The organism is Pseudobutyrivibrio ruminis HUN009 (assembly GCF_000703005.1).
In the GTDB taxonomy this organism is placed as follows: domain Bacteria; phylum Bacillota; class Clostridia; order Lachnospirales; family Lachnospiraceae; genus Pseudobutyrivibrio; species Pseudobutyrivibrio ruminis_A.
In genome coordinates this window covers 2518469-2538043 of sequence record NZ_JNLH01000001.1, presented here as the reverse complement: position 1 = coordinate 2538043, position 19575 = coordinate 2518469, and the positions used below count along the sequence as shown (strand labels likewise).

The following is a 19575-nucleotide window of genomic DNA, read 5'->3' as shown; positions in this document are numbered from 1 at the left end:
ATATTTCAGTGAGATTACTATTCAAAGGAGTGATTAAAATGGGTAACAAAAAAGGTAGTTTATCAATTACAAGTGAAAATATTTTTCCAGTGATCAAAAAGTGGCTATACTCTGATCACGACATTTTCTATAGAGAGCTTATTTCAAATGGTTGCGATGCTATCACTAAGCTCAAGAAGTTGGATATGATGGGAGAGTATTCACTCCCACTTGATTATAAGGCAAAGATTCAGGTTATTGTTAGCCCTGAGGACAAGACACTTACATTCATTGATAATGGTCTTGGTATGACAGCTGATGAGGTAGATGAGTACATCAATCAGATCGCTTTCTCAGGTGCTACAGATTTCCTTGAGAAATATAAGGACAAGGCTGATTCAGATCAGATTATTGGTCATTTCGGTCTTGGATTTTACTCCGCATTTATGGTAGCAGATGAAGTACACATCGATACACTTTCATATAAGGAAGGAGCTACACCAGTTCATTGGGAATGCGATGGCGGCACAGAATTCGAAATGGGCGATGGTGATTGGGACCAGGTAGGTACTAAAATCACATTATTCTTAAACGAAGATTGCCTCGAGTTTGCTAATGAATATAGAGCTCGCGAAGTCATCGAGAAATACTGTTCATTCATGCCTACAGAGATTTTCCTTTCAAAGAAGGATGCTCCAGAGGAGTATGAGACTATCGATGCAGCTGACAAGCTTGATACAGATAAAGTCATTGAAGAAATCCATGAGGATGCTAAGTTCGAGGAAAAAGAAAATGAAAATGGAGAAAAGGAACAGGTAGAGGTTTCTCCTGCAAAGGACAAGCTTAAGATTGTTAAGCGTCCAGTAGCTCTTAATGAGACACATCCACTTTGGACTAAGAATCCTTCAGAGTGTACAGAGGAAGAATACAAGGCATTCTATCGTGATGTATTCCATGACTACAAGGAGCCACTTTTCTGGATTCACCTCAACATGGATTATCCATTTAACCTTAAGGGTATTTTATACTTCCCTAAGATTAACACTGAGTATGATTCAATCGAAGGTACAATCAAGCTTTACAATAATCAGGTATTCATCGCTGACAATATTAAAGAGGTCATCCCTGAGTTCTTGATGCTTCTTAAGGGTGTTATTGATTGTCCAGACCTTCCACTTAATGTATCTCGTTCAGCGCTTCAAAATGATGGCTTTGTTACAAAGATTTCTGAGTACATTACTAAAAAGGTTGCTGATAAGCTTACTGGTATGTGCAAAACAGAAAAAGAATCTTACGAGAAATACTGGGATGACATCGCTCCATTCATCAAGTTCGGTTGCTTAAAGGATAATAAGTTCTGCGATAAGATGAACGATTACATCTTATTCAAGGATATCAATGATAAATACATCACACTTCCTGAGCTCTTAGTTAAGGAAGAAGAAAAAGCTACAGATGAAAATGGTGAAAAGGTCGAGGCAGAGGTTGTTGATGAGGCAAAGACTGACGAGACAAAGGCTGACGAGACAAAGGCTGACGAGACAAAGGCTGACGAGACAAAGGAGCCAGAAGATACTAGAAAGACAGTTTACTATGTAACAGATGTTGCTCAGCAGGGCCAGTACATCAATATGTTCAAAGAGCAGGGCATGAATGCTGTAATCCTTGATCATGCAATTGATACTTCATTTATTACTCAGCTTGAACAGAGAAATGAGAACTACAAGTTCTGCAGAATCGATGCTGATGTTACAGATTCTATGGTTGAGGAAACATCAGAAGACGAGCTTAAGAATGAGACAGAAACATTAACTGAGGTGTTCCGCAAGGCCCTTAACAACGAAGGTCTTGAGGTTAAGGTAGAAAAGTTCAAGAATAAAGATCTTTCTTCTATGCTTACAGTATCAGAAGAGAGCCGCCGTATGCAGGATATGATGAAAATGTACGCTATGGGCGGCATGGATATGAGCATGTTTGGTTCAGCTTCTGAGACACTTGTACTTAATGCAAACAATGACTTAGTTAAGTACATCCTTAATAACAAGGATTCAGAGAATGTACCTACATTTGCAGCTCAGCTTTACGATTTAGCAAAGATTGCAAATGCACCACTTTCACCAGAAGCTATGACAGCGTTTGTTGCAAGATCTAATAAGATCATGATGTTATTAACTAAATAGTAGATGCAAAACTTGCATAGATTTATAACGGTAGGCGTATAAGCCTGCCGTTTTTTTAATATTGCAAAATATATTTAGAATTATCGCGCAACTTATCCGCATTTGTGTGTAAATTGTGAATAAATCATTGAAAAAATGTGTCAACTTAGTTATTATTAATCTATCACACACAATGCTATGGGGGATAGTTATGGCTTCAACTAGTACAAAAAAATGGTGAAAAATGCTATAGTTTATCAAATATATCCACGCTCATTTTGTGACAGCAATGGCGACGGTATAGGGGATATTCCGGGCATAATCTCTAAATTACATTATCTAAAAGAATTGGGTATAGACGCCATTTGGCTTAGCCCAGTTTATCGCAGTCCAGGCTATGACAATGGCTATGACATTTCTGATTACAAAGACATTAATCCCGAATTTGGCACAATGGAAGATATGGAAAGGCTTATTAGTAGAGCCAAAAGACTTGGGATAAAAATCATAATGGATTTGGTTATTAATCATACTTCTGATGAGCACGAATGGTTTCAAAAGGCCTTGGCAGGAGATGATAAATACAGAGACTACTATTATTTTAGAGAGGGTGTAGGAAGCAGCTATCCAAATAACTGGGGCTCTTTCTTTGGTGGTCGAGCATGGTCAAAAACTGAAAAGGGTGATTATTACTTACACCTTTTTAGTAAAAAACAACCGGATTTAAATTGGCAAAATCCCGATGTCTTTGATGAAATAACAGATATCATGAGATTTTGGCTAGATAAGGGTGTTGCTGGATTCAGATGTGATGTAATCAATATCATTTATAAACAATCACTGGAAAATGGAAAAAAGCGTTTAGCATTGACAGGTAGGGAACACTATCTAAACACTGAAGGATGCCATGAATTATTAAAGCGTTTCAACGAGGAAGTGTGGAGCAAATACAAGACATTTATAGTTGGTGAAACTGTTTTTGTGACTCCTGATGATGCAAAGCTTCTTAGTGATGAAAATCGTAAAGAGCTTGATGCTGTGTTCTTCTTTGAGCACATGGATGTAGATAACTACGGAATAAAATGGTTTAAAAAGGGATTTAATCCAAGTAAGCTTATTAAAGTGTTGGATAAATGGCAAAATGCATTGGAGATCCCAGCCAATTATCTTGAAAACCATGATCAGATTCGCTCCGTTAATCACTTTGGAAATGTTGGCAAATACTGGGAGAAAAGTGCAAAACTTTTATGCGGTTTAAATCTTAGCCTTCGAGGAGTTCCTTTTATATATGAGGGTGAGGAAATTGGCATGACAAATGGCGATTTTAAAGGCCTTAAGGAACTAAAAGACGTAGAATCATATAACATTAATCAATCTTTGAAAAAGATGTTATTGGTCCACTCTATTCGACGCAAATTAATTCTTCAGACCACAAGAGACAATGCAAGAACTCCCGTACAATGGGATGCAAGCGATAATGCAGGTTTTACTACAGGTACACCTTGGCTAAAAATTAATGCTAATAAATCATTTATTAATGTTGAGACAGAGCTTAGAGATGATAATAGCATCTTAAACTTCTATAAGAGTATGATTGAATTCCGAAAGAATTCAGAGGCACTACAGGATGGAAATTATAGAAGAGTAGCCTCACCAAGTGATGTTTATATCTTTACCAGAGAATCTATTCATGAAAGACTTTACATTTACTGCAATCTTTCTAGCTTCAACAAGGCTGTAGAATTTTATGGTGACAATATCATCTTTAGTAATTACGAGGAAGCAGAAAGAGAAAACTTCTTCTTAAAGCCATATGAATTTAGAATAGTGGTGGCAAATATATGATAAACAAAAAGCCAGCTCTGCGGAGCTGGCTTTTGCTATATTACTCAGCCTTAGCCAAGTTTTTATTTGCTGTAGAAAGCATAAGCTTAATACGGTTAAGCTGGTTAACTTCAGATGCCCCTGGATCGTAGTCGATAGCAACGATATTTGCCTCTGGGTGCTCATGACGGATACGCTTGATAACACCCTTACCAACTACGTGGTTTGGTAAACATCCAAATGGCTGGATACATACGATGTTGCTTGCACCTGTTTCAATAAGCTCAAGCATTTCACCAGTAAGGAACCATCCTTCACCAGTTTGGTTTCCGATTGATACGATTTCCCTCGCATTTGCTGCAGTATCAGTAATGTATGCTGGAGCAGTAAATCTCTTCGACTTGTTAAATTCATCTCTGGCAGCACTTCTGAGCCATTCAAAGAATTTAATTCCCATGTTGCAATAGAACTTTGTCTTGCGACTTGCACCAAGGTTTTCTTCCTTAAAGTTTGCATTGTAGAAACTGTAAAGAAGGAAGTCAGTAAGGTCTGGTACAACTGCTTCGGCACCTTCCTGCTCAAGTAATTCAGCAAGCTGATTGTTAGCTGCTGGAAGGAACTTAACAAGGATTTCTCCTACGATACCAACACGTGGCTTCTTAAGACCTTCGATGATAGGAAGGTTATCGAAATCACGAATCATTTCGCGACACATTCTCTTAAACTTGCCATGAGAGAGTATCTTTGTGTTAGATACAAACTCTACAACCTTCTTTCTCCACTTATCGTGAAGCTCGTTTGTTGAGCCAGGAACTGCTTCATAAGGACGTACTCTATAAACACAGCGAAGTAAGATATCGCCAAAAGTAAGAGCGTAAAGTCCATGCTGGATAAGGCTTGGTGTAAGCTTGAATCCAGGGTTTGGCTCGAATCCGTTAAGGTTTAATGAAATAACTGGTACATCAGGATATCCTGCCTTTGCAAGAGCTCTACGGATGAATCCAATGTAGTTTGATGCACGACATCCACCACCTGTCTGAGAGATGAGAAGTGCTGTGCGGCTCATATCAAACTCGCCTGTATCGATAGCAGCCATAAGCTGACCGATTACCATAAGTGAAGGGTAGCAAGCATCGTTGTTTACATATTTAAGACCTACATCCACACATGTACGTGTTGGAATGTTTGGAATCACAAGATTATAACCAGCTGCATTGAATGCAGGCTCGATTAAATCAAAGTGGATAGGTGACATCTGTGGGCAGAGGATTGTGTAATTCTTCTTCATTTCCTCTGTAAAAACGATACGGTTGTAATTAGCTGGAACAATAGTGCGCTCCTGCTTCTTCTTTTTCTTAACACGAAGTGCAGCAAGAAGAGAACGAACTCTGATACGAGCAGCACCAAGGTTGTTAACCTCATCAATCTTGAGGCATGTGTAAATCTTGCCAGACTGCGTAAGGATATCAGCTACCTGATCAGTTGTAACGGCATCAAGACCACAACCAAATGAGTTGAGCTGGATTAAATCTAAGTTATCATGCTTCTTAACGTAGTTCGCAGCTGAGTACATACGTGAGTGGAACATCCACTGGTCCATAACGATAAGAGGACGTTCAACCTCACCAAGGTTTGAAATAGAATCCTCAGTAAGTACTGCAATGCCATAGCTGTTGATAAGCTCTGGAATACCGTGGTTAATCTCTGGGTCTACGTGGTATGGACGTCCTGCAAGAACTATACCATGCTTTCCGGTTTCTTCTAGATACTTAAGAATTTCCTGGCCCTTTGCATACATATCATTTCTGAAATGCTCCTGCTCAAGCCATGCTGCATGTGCAGCTGCTTTTACTTCGCTAGCTGAGATATCAAACTCTTCCTTGAATACCTTTTCAAGCTGAGTTGTAAGAATCTCTTCTGAAGAGAATGCCATAAATGGATTAAGGAAACGAACCTTTCCAGTTGTAATTTCATCCACATTATTCTTAATATTTTCAGCGTAAGATGTAACGATAGGGCAGTTGTAGTGGTTGTTTGAATCAGGGAACTCATTTCTCTCGTATGGAATACAAGGATAGTAAATGAAGTCCACATTACCTTCGTTAATAAGCCACTGAACATGACCGTGCGCCATCTTTGCTGGGTAGCACTCTGACTCAGATGGGATTGACTCGATACCCATTTCGTAAACCTTACGGTTTGAACGAGGAGAGAGAACTACTCTAAATTTAAGAGCTTTAAAGAATGTAGCCCAGAATGGGTAATTCTCATATAGGTTAAGGACACGTGGAATACCAACTGTACCACGAGTTGCTTCCTCCTCAGAAAGTGGTTCGTAATCAAATAATCTGTTGTACTTATATTCATAAAGGTTAGGGATGTTTTCTTTGTTCTTAACACCGCCTGCACCCTTTTCACATCTGTTACCAGTGATGAATGAACGTCCGCCTGAGAATCTATTGATTGTAAGTAAGCAGTGGTTCACACAGCCCTGACAACGAGTGAGCTTTGTATCAAATGTAAGGTTGTTAATCTCATCAATGCCAAGTGTAGTTGTAGTAGGATTTTCTTCGTAACGTTCCTTAGCGATAAGGGCACAACCAAAGGCACCCATGATACCTGCAATATCAGGACGAACTACATTTACACCTGCAACCTTTTCAAGAGAACGAAGAACTGCATCATTGTAGAATGTACCACCCTGAACAACGATGTTCTTGCCGAGCTCTGAAGCATCAGAAAGCTTGATAACCTTGAAGAGTGCGTTCTTTATAACTGAGTAAGCAAGACCAGATGAAATATCTGCAACTGAAGCACCTTCCTTCTGTGCCTGCTTAACCTTTGAATTCATAAATACGGTACAACGTGTACCAAGATCGATTGGGTTGAGAGCGAAGAGCGCTTCCTCGGCGAAATCCTGAACTGTGAAATCAAGGGACTTTGCGAAAGTCTCGATGAATGATCCACAACCAGAAGAACATGCTTCGTTAAGTTGTACGCTATCAACAACTCCATTCTTAATACGGATACACTTCATATCCTGACCACCGATATCAAGGATACAGTCTACATCAGGATTAAAGAATGCTGCAGCATAGTAGTGAGCGATTGTCTCTACCTCACCGTCGTCAAGCTGAAGTGCTGCCTTAAGTAAAGCCTCACCATAACCTGTTGAGCAAGAGTGCACGATATGTGTATCTTCAGGCATGATAGAGTAAATTTCTTTAAGAGCCTTAAGTGATGTAGCAAGTGGGCTACCATTATTGCTTGAGTAGAATGAGTAAAGAAGTGTGCCGTCATCACCTACAACAGCAAGCTTTGTAGTAGTAGAACCAGCATCAATACCAAGGTAAACATTACCGTGATAGTTAGCTAAATCACCCTTCTTAACCTGAGCCTTTGCATGTCTGTCCTTGAAGGCTCTGAAATCGTCCTCGCCCTCGAATAAAGGCTCTAGTCTGGCAACCTCAAAGTCCATTTTGATTCCCTGTGAAAGCTTATCGATAAGCTCGTCCATAGGTACGTTCTGATCTTCCTTTGAGTTAAGTGCAGAACCAATAGCTGCAAAAAGATGAGAGTTATCAAGCAAGATAGCATGTTCATCATCTAATTTAAGTGTACGAATAAATGCTTCCCTAAGTTGATCCAAGAAGTGAAGAGGACCACCAAGGAATGCAACGTGACCACGAATTGGCTTACCGCATGCAAGACCTGAGATAGTCTGATTAACTACTGCCTGGAAAATAGAAGCAGATAAGTCTTCCTTTGACGCACCTTCATTGATAAGTGGCTGAATATCTGTCTTTGCAAAAACACCGCAACGAGCAGCGATAGGATAGATAGCTTTATAGTCTTTTGCATATGCATTAAGGCCAGTAGCATCTGTCTGGAGCAAAGAAGCCATCTGATCGATGAATGAACCAGTACCACCTGCACAGATACCGTTCATACGCTGCTCAACATTACCATTTTCGAAGTAAATGATTTTGGCATCCTCGCCACCAAGCTCGATAGCAACATCTGTCTGTGGAGCGTAATGTGTGAGGGCTGTAGAAACAGCTATAACTTCCTGTACAAATTCTACGCCAAGGTGCTTAGCAAGGGTAAGTCCGCCTGAGCCAGTAATCATAGGACGAACTTGAATCTGACCAAGCTTAGACTTGGCTTGAGTTAATAAATCAGTGAGAGTTTGCTGGATGTTAGCAAAGTGTCTCTGATAGTCAGAAAATAAAAGATTGTTATCATCGTCAAGCACTGCAATCTTAACGGTTGTAGAGCCTATATCGATGCCTAATTTGAATAATTTGTTTTCCATATAATAATAATTCTTTCTTATTAATATAATATTTTTGCAACATTACGTATTATAAATGTAGATAAGCAAATATACAATAAACAAAATCTTAAAAATGTTATTCAATTAAAAGACAATTATATTTTATGCAATCGAAAATTTATAAAAAATTTTCTTTACAAATGAATAATGCTGTTGTAATATTTCAGAGTAATTGAGCGTATTTTTTTTAGGAAAGATTTTTCCAAAAAAAAAACGCTTTTTTTATTTTGGAGGGAGCATGTCAAATCTATCAGTAGAAGATATCATCGATTTCGTTGAAGAAAACGACGTAAAGTTTATACGTCTAGCCTTTTGTGACCTATACGGCACGCAAAAAAACATATCAATAATGCCACAGGAGTTGAAACACGCCTTTGAAGAAGGCGTGAATTTCGACTCCTTTTTAATTTTAGGCTATCATGATGGAGATAGTCAGGATTTATTCCTTAAGCCAGATCCGGATACACTTCATATTTTGCCTTGGCGTCCACAATCAGGACGAGTTGTTCGTATGTATTGTGATGTAGTTCTTGCCGACGGCACTCCATTTACTTATGACTATCGTAATTTCTTAAAAGAAACCCTTAATGAATGTGAAAAAGCAGGATTTAGTACTCGTATGGGTCTTAAATCTGAGTTTTATCTATTTAAAACAGATGAAGATGGAAATCCAACTAAAGAACCATTTGATAATGGTGGATATCTTGATGTTGCGCCAAGTGATAAAGGGGAAAACATTCGAAGAGAAATTTGTCTTACCTTGGAAGAAATGGGAATTATTCCACAGACTTCTCATCATGAGAGGGGGCCAGGTCAAAATGAGATTGATTTCATGTCTGCAGATGTTCTTACAACAGCAGATAACCTTGTTACTTATAAAAATGTTGTTGAAAATATAGCAGCCAGAAATGGTGTTTATGCATCTTTTGATCCACTTCCATTGGAAGATGCACCTGGAAATGGTTTACATATCAAGATGGCAAATTACAAAGGGAATGTAAATCTCCAAACAGCTGATGAGGATTTCTCAGAAAGTTTTATGGCAGGTATTCTCAATAGAATGCGAGATATCACTTTATTCCTAAACTGTAGAAAAGATTCTTACAACAGATTTGGAATGGCAGAAGCACCAAAGTATATTACATGGTCTTCACAAAATAACTCAAGACTATTTAGAGTTCCTGAAATTAATGGCAAGAGAGATCATTTTATACTTCGTTCTCCAGATTCTTGTATTAATCCATATTTAGCAAGTGCAATTATTCTACAGGCAGGTCTTGCGGGAATCAAAAATAAAGAAAAGCTTCCACCTGCATTAGAAGTAAATTCTAGATTCTTAACAGAGGATAGATCTGCTTATTTGGAAATGCTACCACTTTCCATTGAGGAAGCTATCGAGTGCGCTGAGAATAGTGAGTTTATCACTAAGTCTTCTTTCAGTGAGGTTACTCAGCGATATATTGATATCATAAAATCTTATATTTAATTTGGAGAGGTTTTATGGAAAGGGCATTGATTGTCTGCAACAACGAAAAAGGAACTCTGTTTTACAAATCCTTTCTTAAAGAAAATGGAATTGTAGATGTGGTTGCAACTGACAATGGACCTCGGGCAAAAAGAGCTATTTTGGACTACGATTTTGATATATGTATTATAAACGGACCTATAGATAATAGCTCTGGAGAAGATTTAGCAATAGATATTGCTGAAAAGAATAATTGCCAGGTCATATTGTTTGTTAAAGCAGAATTTATTGACGAAGTTGCAGAACACGTTGAAGATTACGGTATTATAACTGTTTCAAAGCCAATAAATAAGCAGTTATTTTGGCAGGCTTTGAAACTTGCAAGAGTTGCGCAAAGACGTATTAGTATGGCTCATAAGGAAAGCGCAAAACTAGAGCAAAAGTTAGAGGATATGAAAATCATATCTAGAGCAAAGCTTCTATTGATTGTTAATAATGATATTTCAGAGGAAGGAGCTCATAAAACTATAGAGAAACAAGCAATGGATATGCGAAAATCTCGTGTTGAAGTTGCTAAAGATATTATAAAGAAATACGAAGGAGTTTAAGATGACAAAGCATGTATTTGTTACAGGTGGTGTAGTATCAGGATTAGGAAAAGGTATTACAGCAGCGTCATTAGGACGTTTATTAAAAATGAGAGGTTATAAGGTCGCATCACAAAAACTTGATCCTTATATGAATGTTGATCCTGGCACAATGAGCCCATATCAGCATGGTGAGGTTTTTGTTACAGATGATGGAGCGGAAACAGATCTTGATCTTGGACATTATGAACGCTTTATTGATGAAAGCCTTAACAAATATTCAAATCTTACTTCAGGAAAAGTATATTGGAATGTTCTTAATCGTGAGCGTAAAGGTGAGTATTTAGGCCAGACTGTTCAGGTTATTCCACATATCACAGAAGAAATAAAGAGATTCATTTATATGGGTGCAGAAACATCTGATTGTGATGTTTTGATTACAGAAATTGGTGGAACAACTGGTGATATTGAGTCACAGCCTTTCCTTGAGGCTATTCGCCAGGTATCTCTTGAAAAAGGTCGTGAAAACTGCTTATTTATTCATGTAACTTTGGTTCCATGGCTTTCAGGCTCAGAAGAACATAAATCAAAGCCAACACAACATTCAGTTAAGGAACTACAGTCTCTTGGTATTTCGCCAAATATTATTGTTTGCCGTGTTGATCATCCACTTGAGCAGTCTATTAAGGATAAGATTTCTCTATTCTGTAATGTAAAGAAAGACTGCGTTATTGAGAATGATACCCTTGATTGCTTATATGAAGCACCTCTTATGATGCACAAGTATGGTCTTGATGATGTGGTATGTCGTGAACTTGGTTTAGAAAATCCTTCTCCAGACATTGAAGAATGGGAAAAAATGGTAGATAATATAAAAGGCTTGAAGAAGGTGACAAAAATTGCTATTGTTGGTAAGTACGTTGCACTTCATGATGCTTATTTATCAGTTCGCGAAGCATTATACCACGGCGGATATGCAAACAGTGCTCACGTTGATATCGAATGGGTCGATTCTGAAACAATCACAAAAGACAATGTAAAAGATGTTTTAGGTGGTGTAGATGGAATTCTTGTACCAGGAGGATTTGGCGATAGAGGAGTAGAAGGAAAGATAGTTGCTTGCCAGTTCGCGCGTGAAAATGATATTCCTTATCTTGGCATTTGCTTGGGTATGCAGGTTGCTGCAATTGAGTTTGCAAGAAATGTTTGCGGCCTTGAGGATGCCAATTCTCGTGAGTTTAATAGCACAGGAAAGAATTGCGTAATCGACCTTATGGAAGAGCAGATGGCTGTTCTTAGAAAGGGCGGAACAATGCGCCTTGGAGCATATCCTTGTGCAGTTCAAAAAAATACAAAATTATATGAAGCATATGGTTCAGAAAATATATCTGAGCGCCATAGACATAGATTCGAGTTTAATAATCAATATCGTGAGCTTATGACAGAAAAAGGTCTCACAATTTCAGGTACTTCACCTAATGATGAAGTTGTTGAAGCAATTGAAGTTTCAACAAACAAATTCCATGTAGGTGTACAATTCCATCCTGAGTTTAAGAGCCGCCCAAATAAGCCACATCCATTGTTTGCTGCGTTTATTAAAGCAAGCTTGAAGTAGTTCCCTATAAATTTTTTATATAAAGGAGAAAAAAATGTTAGAGAAAAGATTTAAACTCAAAGAGAACAACACTTCTGTAAAGACCGAAATCATCGCTGGTCTCACCACATTCATGACAATGGCTTATATCATTGCCTTGAATCCAAACCTTCTTACTGGTTACGGTGCAGGCGGTCAGGCACTTTGGAATGGTGTATTCCTTGCCACATGTATTTCATCAGCGGTTGCTATGTTTGTTATGGCTTTCCTTGCAAATAAGCCTTTCTGTCTTGCTCCAGGTATGGGACTTAACTCATTCATGGCTATTGTAATCGGCAACCTTGTTGCTATGACTGGTATGGGATATGTAGAGTCATTCCAGGCAATGCTTTGCATCATTCTTATCGAAGGTATTGTATTCTTTATCCTTTCACTTCTCAATATTCGTGAAAAGATTGTAGATGCAATTCCACTTGGCATTCGTCTTGGTATTTCACCAGCTATTGGACTTATGCTTCTTAACATTGGTTTTGGCTCAAATGTTTACATTGCAGATTCAAACTTCAATCAGTTTTTTGCAATGAAAGATTTCTTCGGAGCTCTTACAGCTTCATACGCTAAGCAGACAATGACAGATGCTTACCCAGTAATGGTTCTTTCTGTTATTACAATGTTTGTTGGTTTGTTTATTATTGTAGTTCTTGCATCAAAGGGTGTTAAAGCTTCAGTTATTATTGGTATGCTTGCTGCATCAGTAATTTACTGGATTGGCGATTTCTTCGTACTTGGCCAGAATCCTTTTGCATCACTTGCAACAGCATCATTTGTTCCTGCATTTGGTGATATGGCTACAACAACACTCTTTAAGTTTAATTTTGCTGGTCTAACTCAGATGGGGTGGTTTACAGCAGTAACACTTGTTATCACATTCTGTATCATTGATATGTTCGATACAATTGGAACATTAGTAGGTACAGCTTCTCGTGCAGGTATGGTTGATAGAGAAGGCAATATGCCAAACATGAAGGAAGCTCTTCTTTCAGATTCTGTCGGAACAATTTTCGGTGCTTGCACAGGTACATCAACAGTTACAACATTTATCGAGTCAGCTTCAGGTGTTGAGGCAGGAGGACGTACAGGTCTTACAGCACTTACATGCGGTATTGCTTTCCTTCTTTGCATTTTCCTTGCACCTATCGCAGCAATCATTCCAGCAGCTGCAACATCAGCAGCGCTCATCTATGTTGGTGTTCTTATGATGACAGGTCTTAAGAAGGTAAACTTTGATGACCTTTCAGTATGTGTACCTGTTACTATTATGCTTATTGCTATGCCTGTTTCAGGTTCAATTGGACATGGTATTGGTCTTGCAATGATTTCTTACACAGTAATCAAGGTGTTCACAGGCAAGGCAAAGGAAGTATCTGCTCTTACATATGTAATCTCAGTACTTTTCCTTATCAAGTTCTTCTTGGCAGTATAAGAAATAATATAGACATTCAAAGGCTAGCTCTAATTACAGAGCTAGCTTTTTTATTGAAAGTGAATATCTGAGTTTCTATTGACTAACTATATGGAGTGTGGAGTATTATGTAAATAGATTTTGCACAATTGAAAGGAGAGGACTAATGGCAAATATATTTGGGGATAACACTAAAAAACTCGGTTTTGGTTTAATGCGTTTACCAAGATTAGATCCTAACAAAGAGGATTCAATTGATGTAGAGACTCTTAAAAAGATGGTTGATACCTTTATTGAAAGAGGATTTACATATTTTGATACTGCTTGGATGTATTGCGGATTTAAGTCCGAAAATGCTACAAAAGAGGCATTGGTAGATAGATATCCTAGAGACAAATTCACCCTTGCCGACAAACTTCATGCTGGCTTCTTTAATAAAGCCGAAGAGATGGATGATATTTTCAACAAGCAGTTGGAAAAGACGGGCGTTTCATATTTTGATTATTACCTTATCCACGATGTGGGCGAGGGACACTATAAGAAATATACAGAGCTTGGAAGCTTTGAATGGCTGGCTAAAAAGAAAGAAGCAGGCCTTGTTAAGCATATGGGATTCTCTTATCATGACAGAGCTGAGCTTTTAGACAGAATTCTCACAGAGCATCCAGAGGTTGAATTCGTTCAGCTTCAGATAAACTACCTTGATTGGGAAAGTGAAGCTATTCAATCAAGAAAATGCTACGAGGTATGTGTAAAGCACAATAAGCCAGTAGTTGTTATGGAACCAGTTAAAGGCGGTACATTAGCAAATGTGCCAGATGCAGTGACAGATTTATTCAAGAACTACGATGCTAATGCTTCAATTCCATCGTGGGCTATACGTTTTGCGGCGTCACTCCCAAATGTAAAGATGGTTCTTTCTGGAATGGGAAGTGAACAGATGCTCCTTGATAACACAGGCTATATGGCAGATTTTAAGCCTCTATCAGAGGAAGAACAAAAGCTTGTTGCTATGGCAAGAGATATTATTAACGGTGCTATTGCAATTCCATGTACAGCATGTGCTTATTGCGTAGACGGCTGTCCAATGAATATTCCAATTCCAAAGTATTTCTCATTGTATAACGCAGAAAAACAGGAATCAAAGGATAAAGGATTTACTATTCAACGTGAATACTACGAGCGTTTAAATGCAAATTTTGGTAAGGCTAGTGATTGCATTAAATGCGGTAAATGTGAGAATATTTGTCCACAACATCTTCCTATTAGAAAGAATCTTGAGCTAGTAGCGGAATTATTTGAAAACTAGAAGTCCATAAATATGTACATACCTTCTGATATTATCTTATACATAAGATGATTCAGGAGGTATTTTTTATGAAAAAGAAACTTGATAAGGAATTAATAGTATCATTGGCAGCTATCTCATTTATTGTAGCAGTAGGAATTATTTTCTTTTTATTATTTATATTTGATATACATATTTCTAGTAATAATGCAGGCGGAGTAATAGGCTCATTCTCAGGGCTTTCTAGCTCAATTTGGCTCTATTTACTTTGTAGAAATTGTTGACTAAGTATTGGGGGTTACCTATAATTAAAGTATCTATATATAGTGTATTTATATTAGCGAAAAAGGCTTTTTCACCGATATAATGTACACTGGGTTTTTAAGGAAGGTAATTGATTATGAATAAATTGTTTAAAAGAGCAGTTAGCTTTGCAGCTATAGCTGTAATGGTTTTTGCGTTTAATATTGTTGCTATGGCACAGGGAACAACCACTATTAATGTTTCTAAAAGTTCAGCGGCAGTTGGTGATTCCATCACAGTTTCAATTTCAGCAACTGAAAGCGGCACAATCACAGTTAAGTATACAGCTAGCATGCTTTCACTTAGTAGTTGCAGTGTTTCTGGGTACACATCTGAAGGAAATGCAGTTTCTTTCTCTGGAAAGGAAGGGGATATCGTATTTTCAGCAGCTTCAGAAGGAACAGCTTCTATCATAGTTTCTTCATCCGCAAATTCAGGTAGCAGCACAACACTTACTATCGGAGGCTCATCTAGCACTTCATCTACAAGCACAGCTACTGAGTCTTCTACAGAAGAAACAGCAGCAGAAGCTACAACAGAAGAAGCTACTGAAACAACAGAAGAGACCACAGAGGAAACACCTGTTGAAACTACAGCGACAAGCGGTGTTGGTACATTAAATTCAGATGGCGGATTTGATATAGATGGTGTTGCGTATGTTGTTTCAGAGAGATTCTCCGATTCTGACATGCCAGCAGGTTTCTCTAAGACAACTGTTACAATCGGTTCAAGTACATACAGCGAGCCTACAAATGGCGCTCTTACATTGCTTTATTTAAAGCCAGCTGACAACACATCTGGCTCAGGTGTTTTCTATTTATATAATGCAGAAGCAGGCACTGTTTCGCCATTCTTAATGCTTGGAACAGCAGATAGCTACGTTATTGTTAGCGATAATGGCTCAGCGCCTACATCTTCTTTTACAGCTACTACACTTGATGTGAATGGTGGTACAGCTACTGCATACACAATTGATGGAGCAGAGTTTTTCTATGTTTATGGTTCAAACCAGGACGGTGCAACAGGCTGGTTTGTATACGACAGCACTTATAAGACTGTTTCCAGGGTAGATGAATCTGCACTTTCTGCTTCAACAACTACAGATACTACAGAAGAGGTAGATGAAACAGAAACAACTACCGACAATAATTTATATGTAGAGAAGCTTAACTTATATCGCAAAATCATCATGGGACTTATAGTTCTTTGTGTGGTACTTTTATTTATCATCATCAACAAAGCTATTAGAGGTCATGGTGATGACGATGATTTCGATGGTGATGTATTTGCTAAGGCACCTACAAAATCTTCTCGTAGATTGCCTCGTTCTATAGTTTTTGGCGGAAAAGATCGTGGCGAAAACGATGGCGAAGACGATGAAGAAGATGATGAATACGATGACGACGAAGAGTACTATGACGACGATGACGAAGAGTACGATGATTTTGATGAAGACGATGAAGACGATGACAGAGATTTCTCTAAATCTAGATTTGAGTCAGAATCATATGAGGCTCGTAGAGCATCTAGTCTTAATATGATGGATTTAAACGACCTATAAAAGGAGCGAAAATATGGAATATTCAAGACAAGCAAAACGTGCAATCACAGGAGCATCAAAGCTTTCAAAGTCATTGCAGCATAGCTATGTTGGTACTGAGCATCTCCTTATTTCTATTATTGAGCAGGAGAACTCACTTGCTGCCAAGGTTTTGAATTCTAATGGTGTAGATAAAGCAGCGTTACTCAAGCTTGTGGAGGAGCTTATCTCTCCAGGCGGTGAGATAGCCATTCAGGAGAGAGATGGCTACACACCTAAAATGGAACAATTATTAGAGCATGCTAGTGAAGAAGCAGCAAAATGCAATTCTAAGACTATAGGAACAGAACATCTTTTATTAGCTATGATTCGTATGCAGGATTGTTCTGGTGCGCGTCTGCTCAATTCCTTAGATATTAACCCACATAAACTATTTTCTGAATTAGTTGCAGGAATGGGTGCAGAAGGTGTTGTATACAAGGAAGAGATGCAGGCTATTAATAGTGGCCGTTCACGTAAAAACGAGGCATCTTACCTGGATCAATTCTCTAGAGATTTAACGGAACTTGCTGAAGAAGGGGAATTGGATCCTGTTGTTGGAAGAGATTCTGAAATTCAGCGTGTAATTCAAATTTTATCTAGACGAGGAAAGAACAACCCTTGTCTTATTGGTGAGCCTGGTGTTGGTAAAACAGCAATTGTTGAAGGCTTAGCAGAAAGAATTGTTGACGGAAATGTTCCTGATTCTGTAAAGGATCTCAGAGTACTTTCACTCGATTTGTCAGGAATGGTTGCTGGTTCAAAGTACCGTGGCGAATTCGAAGAGAGAATTAAAAAAGTTATTGCTGAAGTTATTGAAGAAGGCAATATTCTCCTATTCATAGATGAAATCCACACATTAATTGGGGCTGGTGGAGCTGAAGGTGCTATTGATGCATCTAACATTTTGAAGCCAGCTATGGCTCGTGGCGAGATTCAGATTCTCGGCGCTACAACTATCAATGAGTATCGTAAATACGTAGAAAAGGATGCTGCATTAGAAAGACGTTTCCAACCTGTTATGGTTGAGGAACCTTCTATAGAAGAAACAATTGATATCCTCAAAGGTGTTCGACACTTATACGAAGAGCATCATGGAATCACTATTCCGGATGAAGCTGTTGAGGCATGCGTGCATCTTTCAGAACGCTATATAGCAGACAGATTTTTGCCTGATAAAGCCATCGATTTAATGGATGAGGCAGCTGCTGCTATCAAGCTTAATGACGTAAAGAAAATAACAAAAGATGACAGCTTAGATAAACAAATAGACCAGCTTTCAGAAGATATGGAAAATGCCATTATTGCTGGTGATATTGCGCTTGCTAGTTCAATCAAAAAAGAAAAGGATGAGCTTATCCTCAAGAAAGAAGCGGAGCAAAAGAAGCTTAACAGACGTTCAAAGTCAAAACCTGTTGTTCTCACGGAAAATGATGTCGCAAAGGTTGTGGCATTATGGACAAAGATTCCTGTATCTAAATTAACAGAACAGGAGTCAGTAAGACTTCGTAAAATCGAAAGCATTTTGCACAAGCGTGTTGTTGGCCAAGAAGAGGCAGTTTCTGCAGTTGCCAGAGCAGTTCGTAGAGGTAGAGTGGGACTTAAAGAAAAGGGTAGACCAATTGGTTCGTTCTTATTCCTTGGTCCAACAGGCGTTGGTAAAACAGAGATTTCTAAAGCATTGGCAGAGGCAGTCTTTGGTAATGAATCATCAATGATTAGAGTTGATATGAGTGAATATATGGAGAAGCATTCAGTTTCTAAAATGATTGGCTCACCTCCAGGATATGTTGGTTATGAGGAGGGCGGTCAGCTGTCAGAAAAGGTTCGTCGTAATCCATATTCGGTAATTCTATTTGATGAGATTGAAAAGGCACATCCAGATGTATTCAATGTTCTATTACAGATTTTGGATGATGGTCACGTTACAGATTCACAGGGACGAAAAGTTGACTTTAAGAATACTATTATTATCATGACAAGTAATGCAGGTGCTCAAGCAATTATAGAGCCTAAAAAGCTTGGTTTTGCATCGAAAGAGGATGCCAGCAAAGATTACGAGTTTATGAAGAATGGCGTAATGGAAGAGGTTAAGCGAATCTTTAAGCCTGAATTCCTAAACCGTATTGATGAAACAATAGTATTTAGAGCTCTTACAAAGGATGATATGAAAGAGATTGCTGGCTTGCAGGTTAAGCAGTTTATTGCTAGATGCAAAGAACAGATGGATATTACAGTTACAATTCCAGCATCGGTTAAGACATGGATAGTTGATAAGGCATTTGATCCTAAATACGGAGCTCGTCCAATTCGTAGAAAGATACAGACGGCTCTTGAAGACGTAATGGCAGAGGATATTTTAGCAGGCAAAATAAAGCCATCTGATTCAGTAAAAGCAAAGGTTAAAAAAGACGTAGTAGTTTTTGAAAAATGCTAATAATAATTTGTGGGTCTTGTTGTTAAAATGATATTCCTTTGCTATAATCTGAATAAGACAATCTGCAGGTAAGCAGTGGCTACAGGAGGAATAAAAATGGCTGTGATTAGTGAGTTGATTCGCAGTGAAGCAGACGGAACTATCAGCTTTGGGGATTATACATTAGCTGATAAGAAGAAGCTTGAAGACTACAAACACGACGGAGATTTGTACAAGGTAAAGACATTTTCAGATATCACTAAGTTAGAGCGTAATGGGATGTTTGTTTATGAATCTGTACCTGGTACAGCAGTAGAAAAGTTCAATTGTACTTCTGATTCTGTTTCGTTTACAGTTGAGGGCAAAGAAGATGCAATGATCACTTTAGAGCTTGAACCAGAGACAAGCTATGACATTACTGTAAATGGCGCAAGCGCAGGTCAGATGAAGACTAATCTTGGAGGCAAGCTTAATCTTTCAGTTGAGCTTGATCCAGGGGTTGCAGTAACGGTTCAGGTTAGTAGAGTTTAATACTGTAATTTAAACTATTATCTTCCCACAAATAAAGGTGGGAAGATTTTTT

Annotated in this window: 12 protein-coding genes; 11 read left to right on the top strand and 1 reads right to left on the bottom strand. The window is 38.4% G+C overall.

Annotation, left to right across the window (positions count from 1 at the left end; translation table 11 throughout):
* Positions 1–38: 38 nt before the first annotated feature.
* Both htpG and BO15_RS0111480 read left to right on the top strand, forming a co-directional pair.
* The gene (gene htpG / locus BO15_RS0111485; protein WP_033154435.1) at positions 39–2159 is read left to right on the top strand and encodes a molecular chaperone HtpG; all 2121 of its coding nucleotides are present in this window, start codon (positions 39–41) and stop codon (positions 2157–2159) included.
* 213 nt (positions 2160–2372) lie between these two features.
* Positions 2373–3983, top strand: coding sequence for an alpha-glucosidase (locus BO15_RS0111480; protein ID WP_033154434.1), 1611 nt, complete (start codon positions 2373–2375; stop codon positions 3981–3983).
* Positions 3984–4023: 40 nt separating this feature from the next.
* On the opposite strand, the gene BO15_RS0111475 is transcribed toward BO15_RS0111480, so the two are convergent.
* The gene (locus BO15_RS0111475; RefSeq protein ID WP_033154433.1) at positions 4024–8277 is read right to left on the bottom strand and encodes a 2-hydroxyacyl-CoA dehydratase; all 4254 of its coding nucleotides are present in this window, start codon (positions 8275–8277) and stop codon (positions 4024–4026) included.
* Between the two features lie 259 nt (positions 8278–8536).
* Here BO15_RS0111475 and BO15_RS0111470 point away from each other — a divergent pair, with 259 nt between their 5' ends.
* The 9 genes from BO15_RS0111470 (at position 8537) to BO15_RS0111430 (ending at position 19523) form a co-directional block, all read left to right on the top strand.
* Positions 8537–9784, top strand: a complete 1248-nt coding sequence (locus tag BO15_RS0111470) for a glutamine synthetase family protein (protein WP_033154432.1) — start codon at positions 8537–8539, stop codon at positions 9782–9784.
* A 14-nt stretch (positions 9785–9798) separates the two neighbouring features.
* Positions 9799–10371 (top strand): ANTAR domain-containing response regulator, encoded by a 573-nt coding sequence (locus tag BO15_RS0111465; protein WP_033154431.1) that lies wholly within the window; start codon positions 9799–9801, stop codon positions 10369–10371.
* A 1-nt stretch (position 10372) separates the two neighbouring features.
* Entirely contained in the window at positions 10373–11965 is a 1593-nt protein-coding gene (locus tag BO15_RS0111460; protein WP_033154430.1) for a CTP synthase, read from the top strand.
* A gap of 34 nt (positions 11966–11999) precedes the next feature.
* Positions 12000–13427, top strand: coding sequence for an NCS2 family permease (locus BO15_RS0111455; RefSeq protein ID WP_033154429.1), 1428 nt, complete (start codon positions 12000–12002; stop codon positions 13425–13427).
* A 145-nt stretch (positions 13428–13572) separates the two neighbouring features.
* Positions 13573–14715: an aldo/keto reductase gene (locus tag BO15_RS0111450; protein WP_033154428.1), complete on the top strand. Its 1143-nt coding sequence runs from the start codon at positions 13573–13575 to the stop codon at positions 14713–14715.
* A gap of 68 nt (positions 14716–14783) precedes the next feature.
* Entirely contained in the window at positions 14784–14978 is a 195-nt protein-coding gene (locus BO15_RS0111445; protein ID WP_033154427.1) for a hypothetical protein, read from the top strand.
* Between the two features lie 116 nt (positions 14979–15094).
* A complete protein-coding gene (locus BO15_RS0111440) occupies positions 15095–16558 on the top strand; it encodes a hypothetical protein (RefSeq protein ID WP_033154426.1) in 1464 nt (487 codons plus the stop codon).
* A 13-nt stretch (positions 16559–16571) separates the two neighbouring features.
* Positions 16572–19013, top strand: a complete 2442-nt coding sequence (locus tag BO15_RS0111435; protein WP_033154425.1) for an ATP-dependent Clp protease ATP-binding subunit — start codon at positions 16572–16574, stop codon at positions 19011–19013.
* Positions 19014–19109: 96 nt separating this feature from the next.
* Positions 19110–19523, top strand: a complete 414-nt coding sequence (locus tag BO15_RS0111430) for a hypothetical protein (protein ID WP_033154424.1) — start codon at positions 19110–19112, stop codon at positions 19521–19523.
* Positions 19524–19575: the final 52 nt, after the last annotated feature.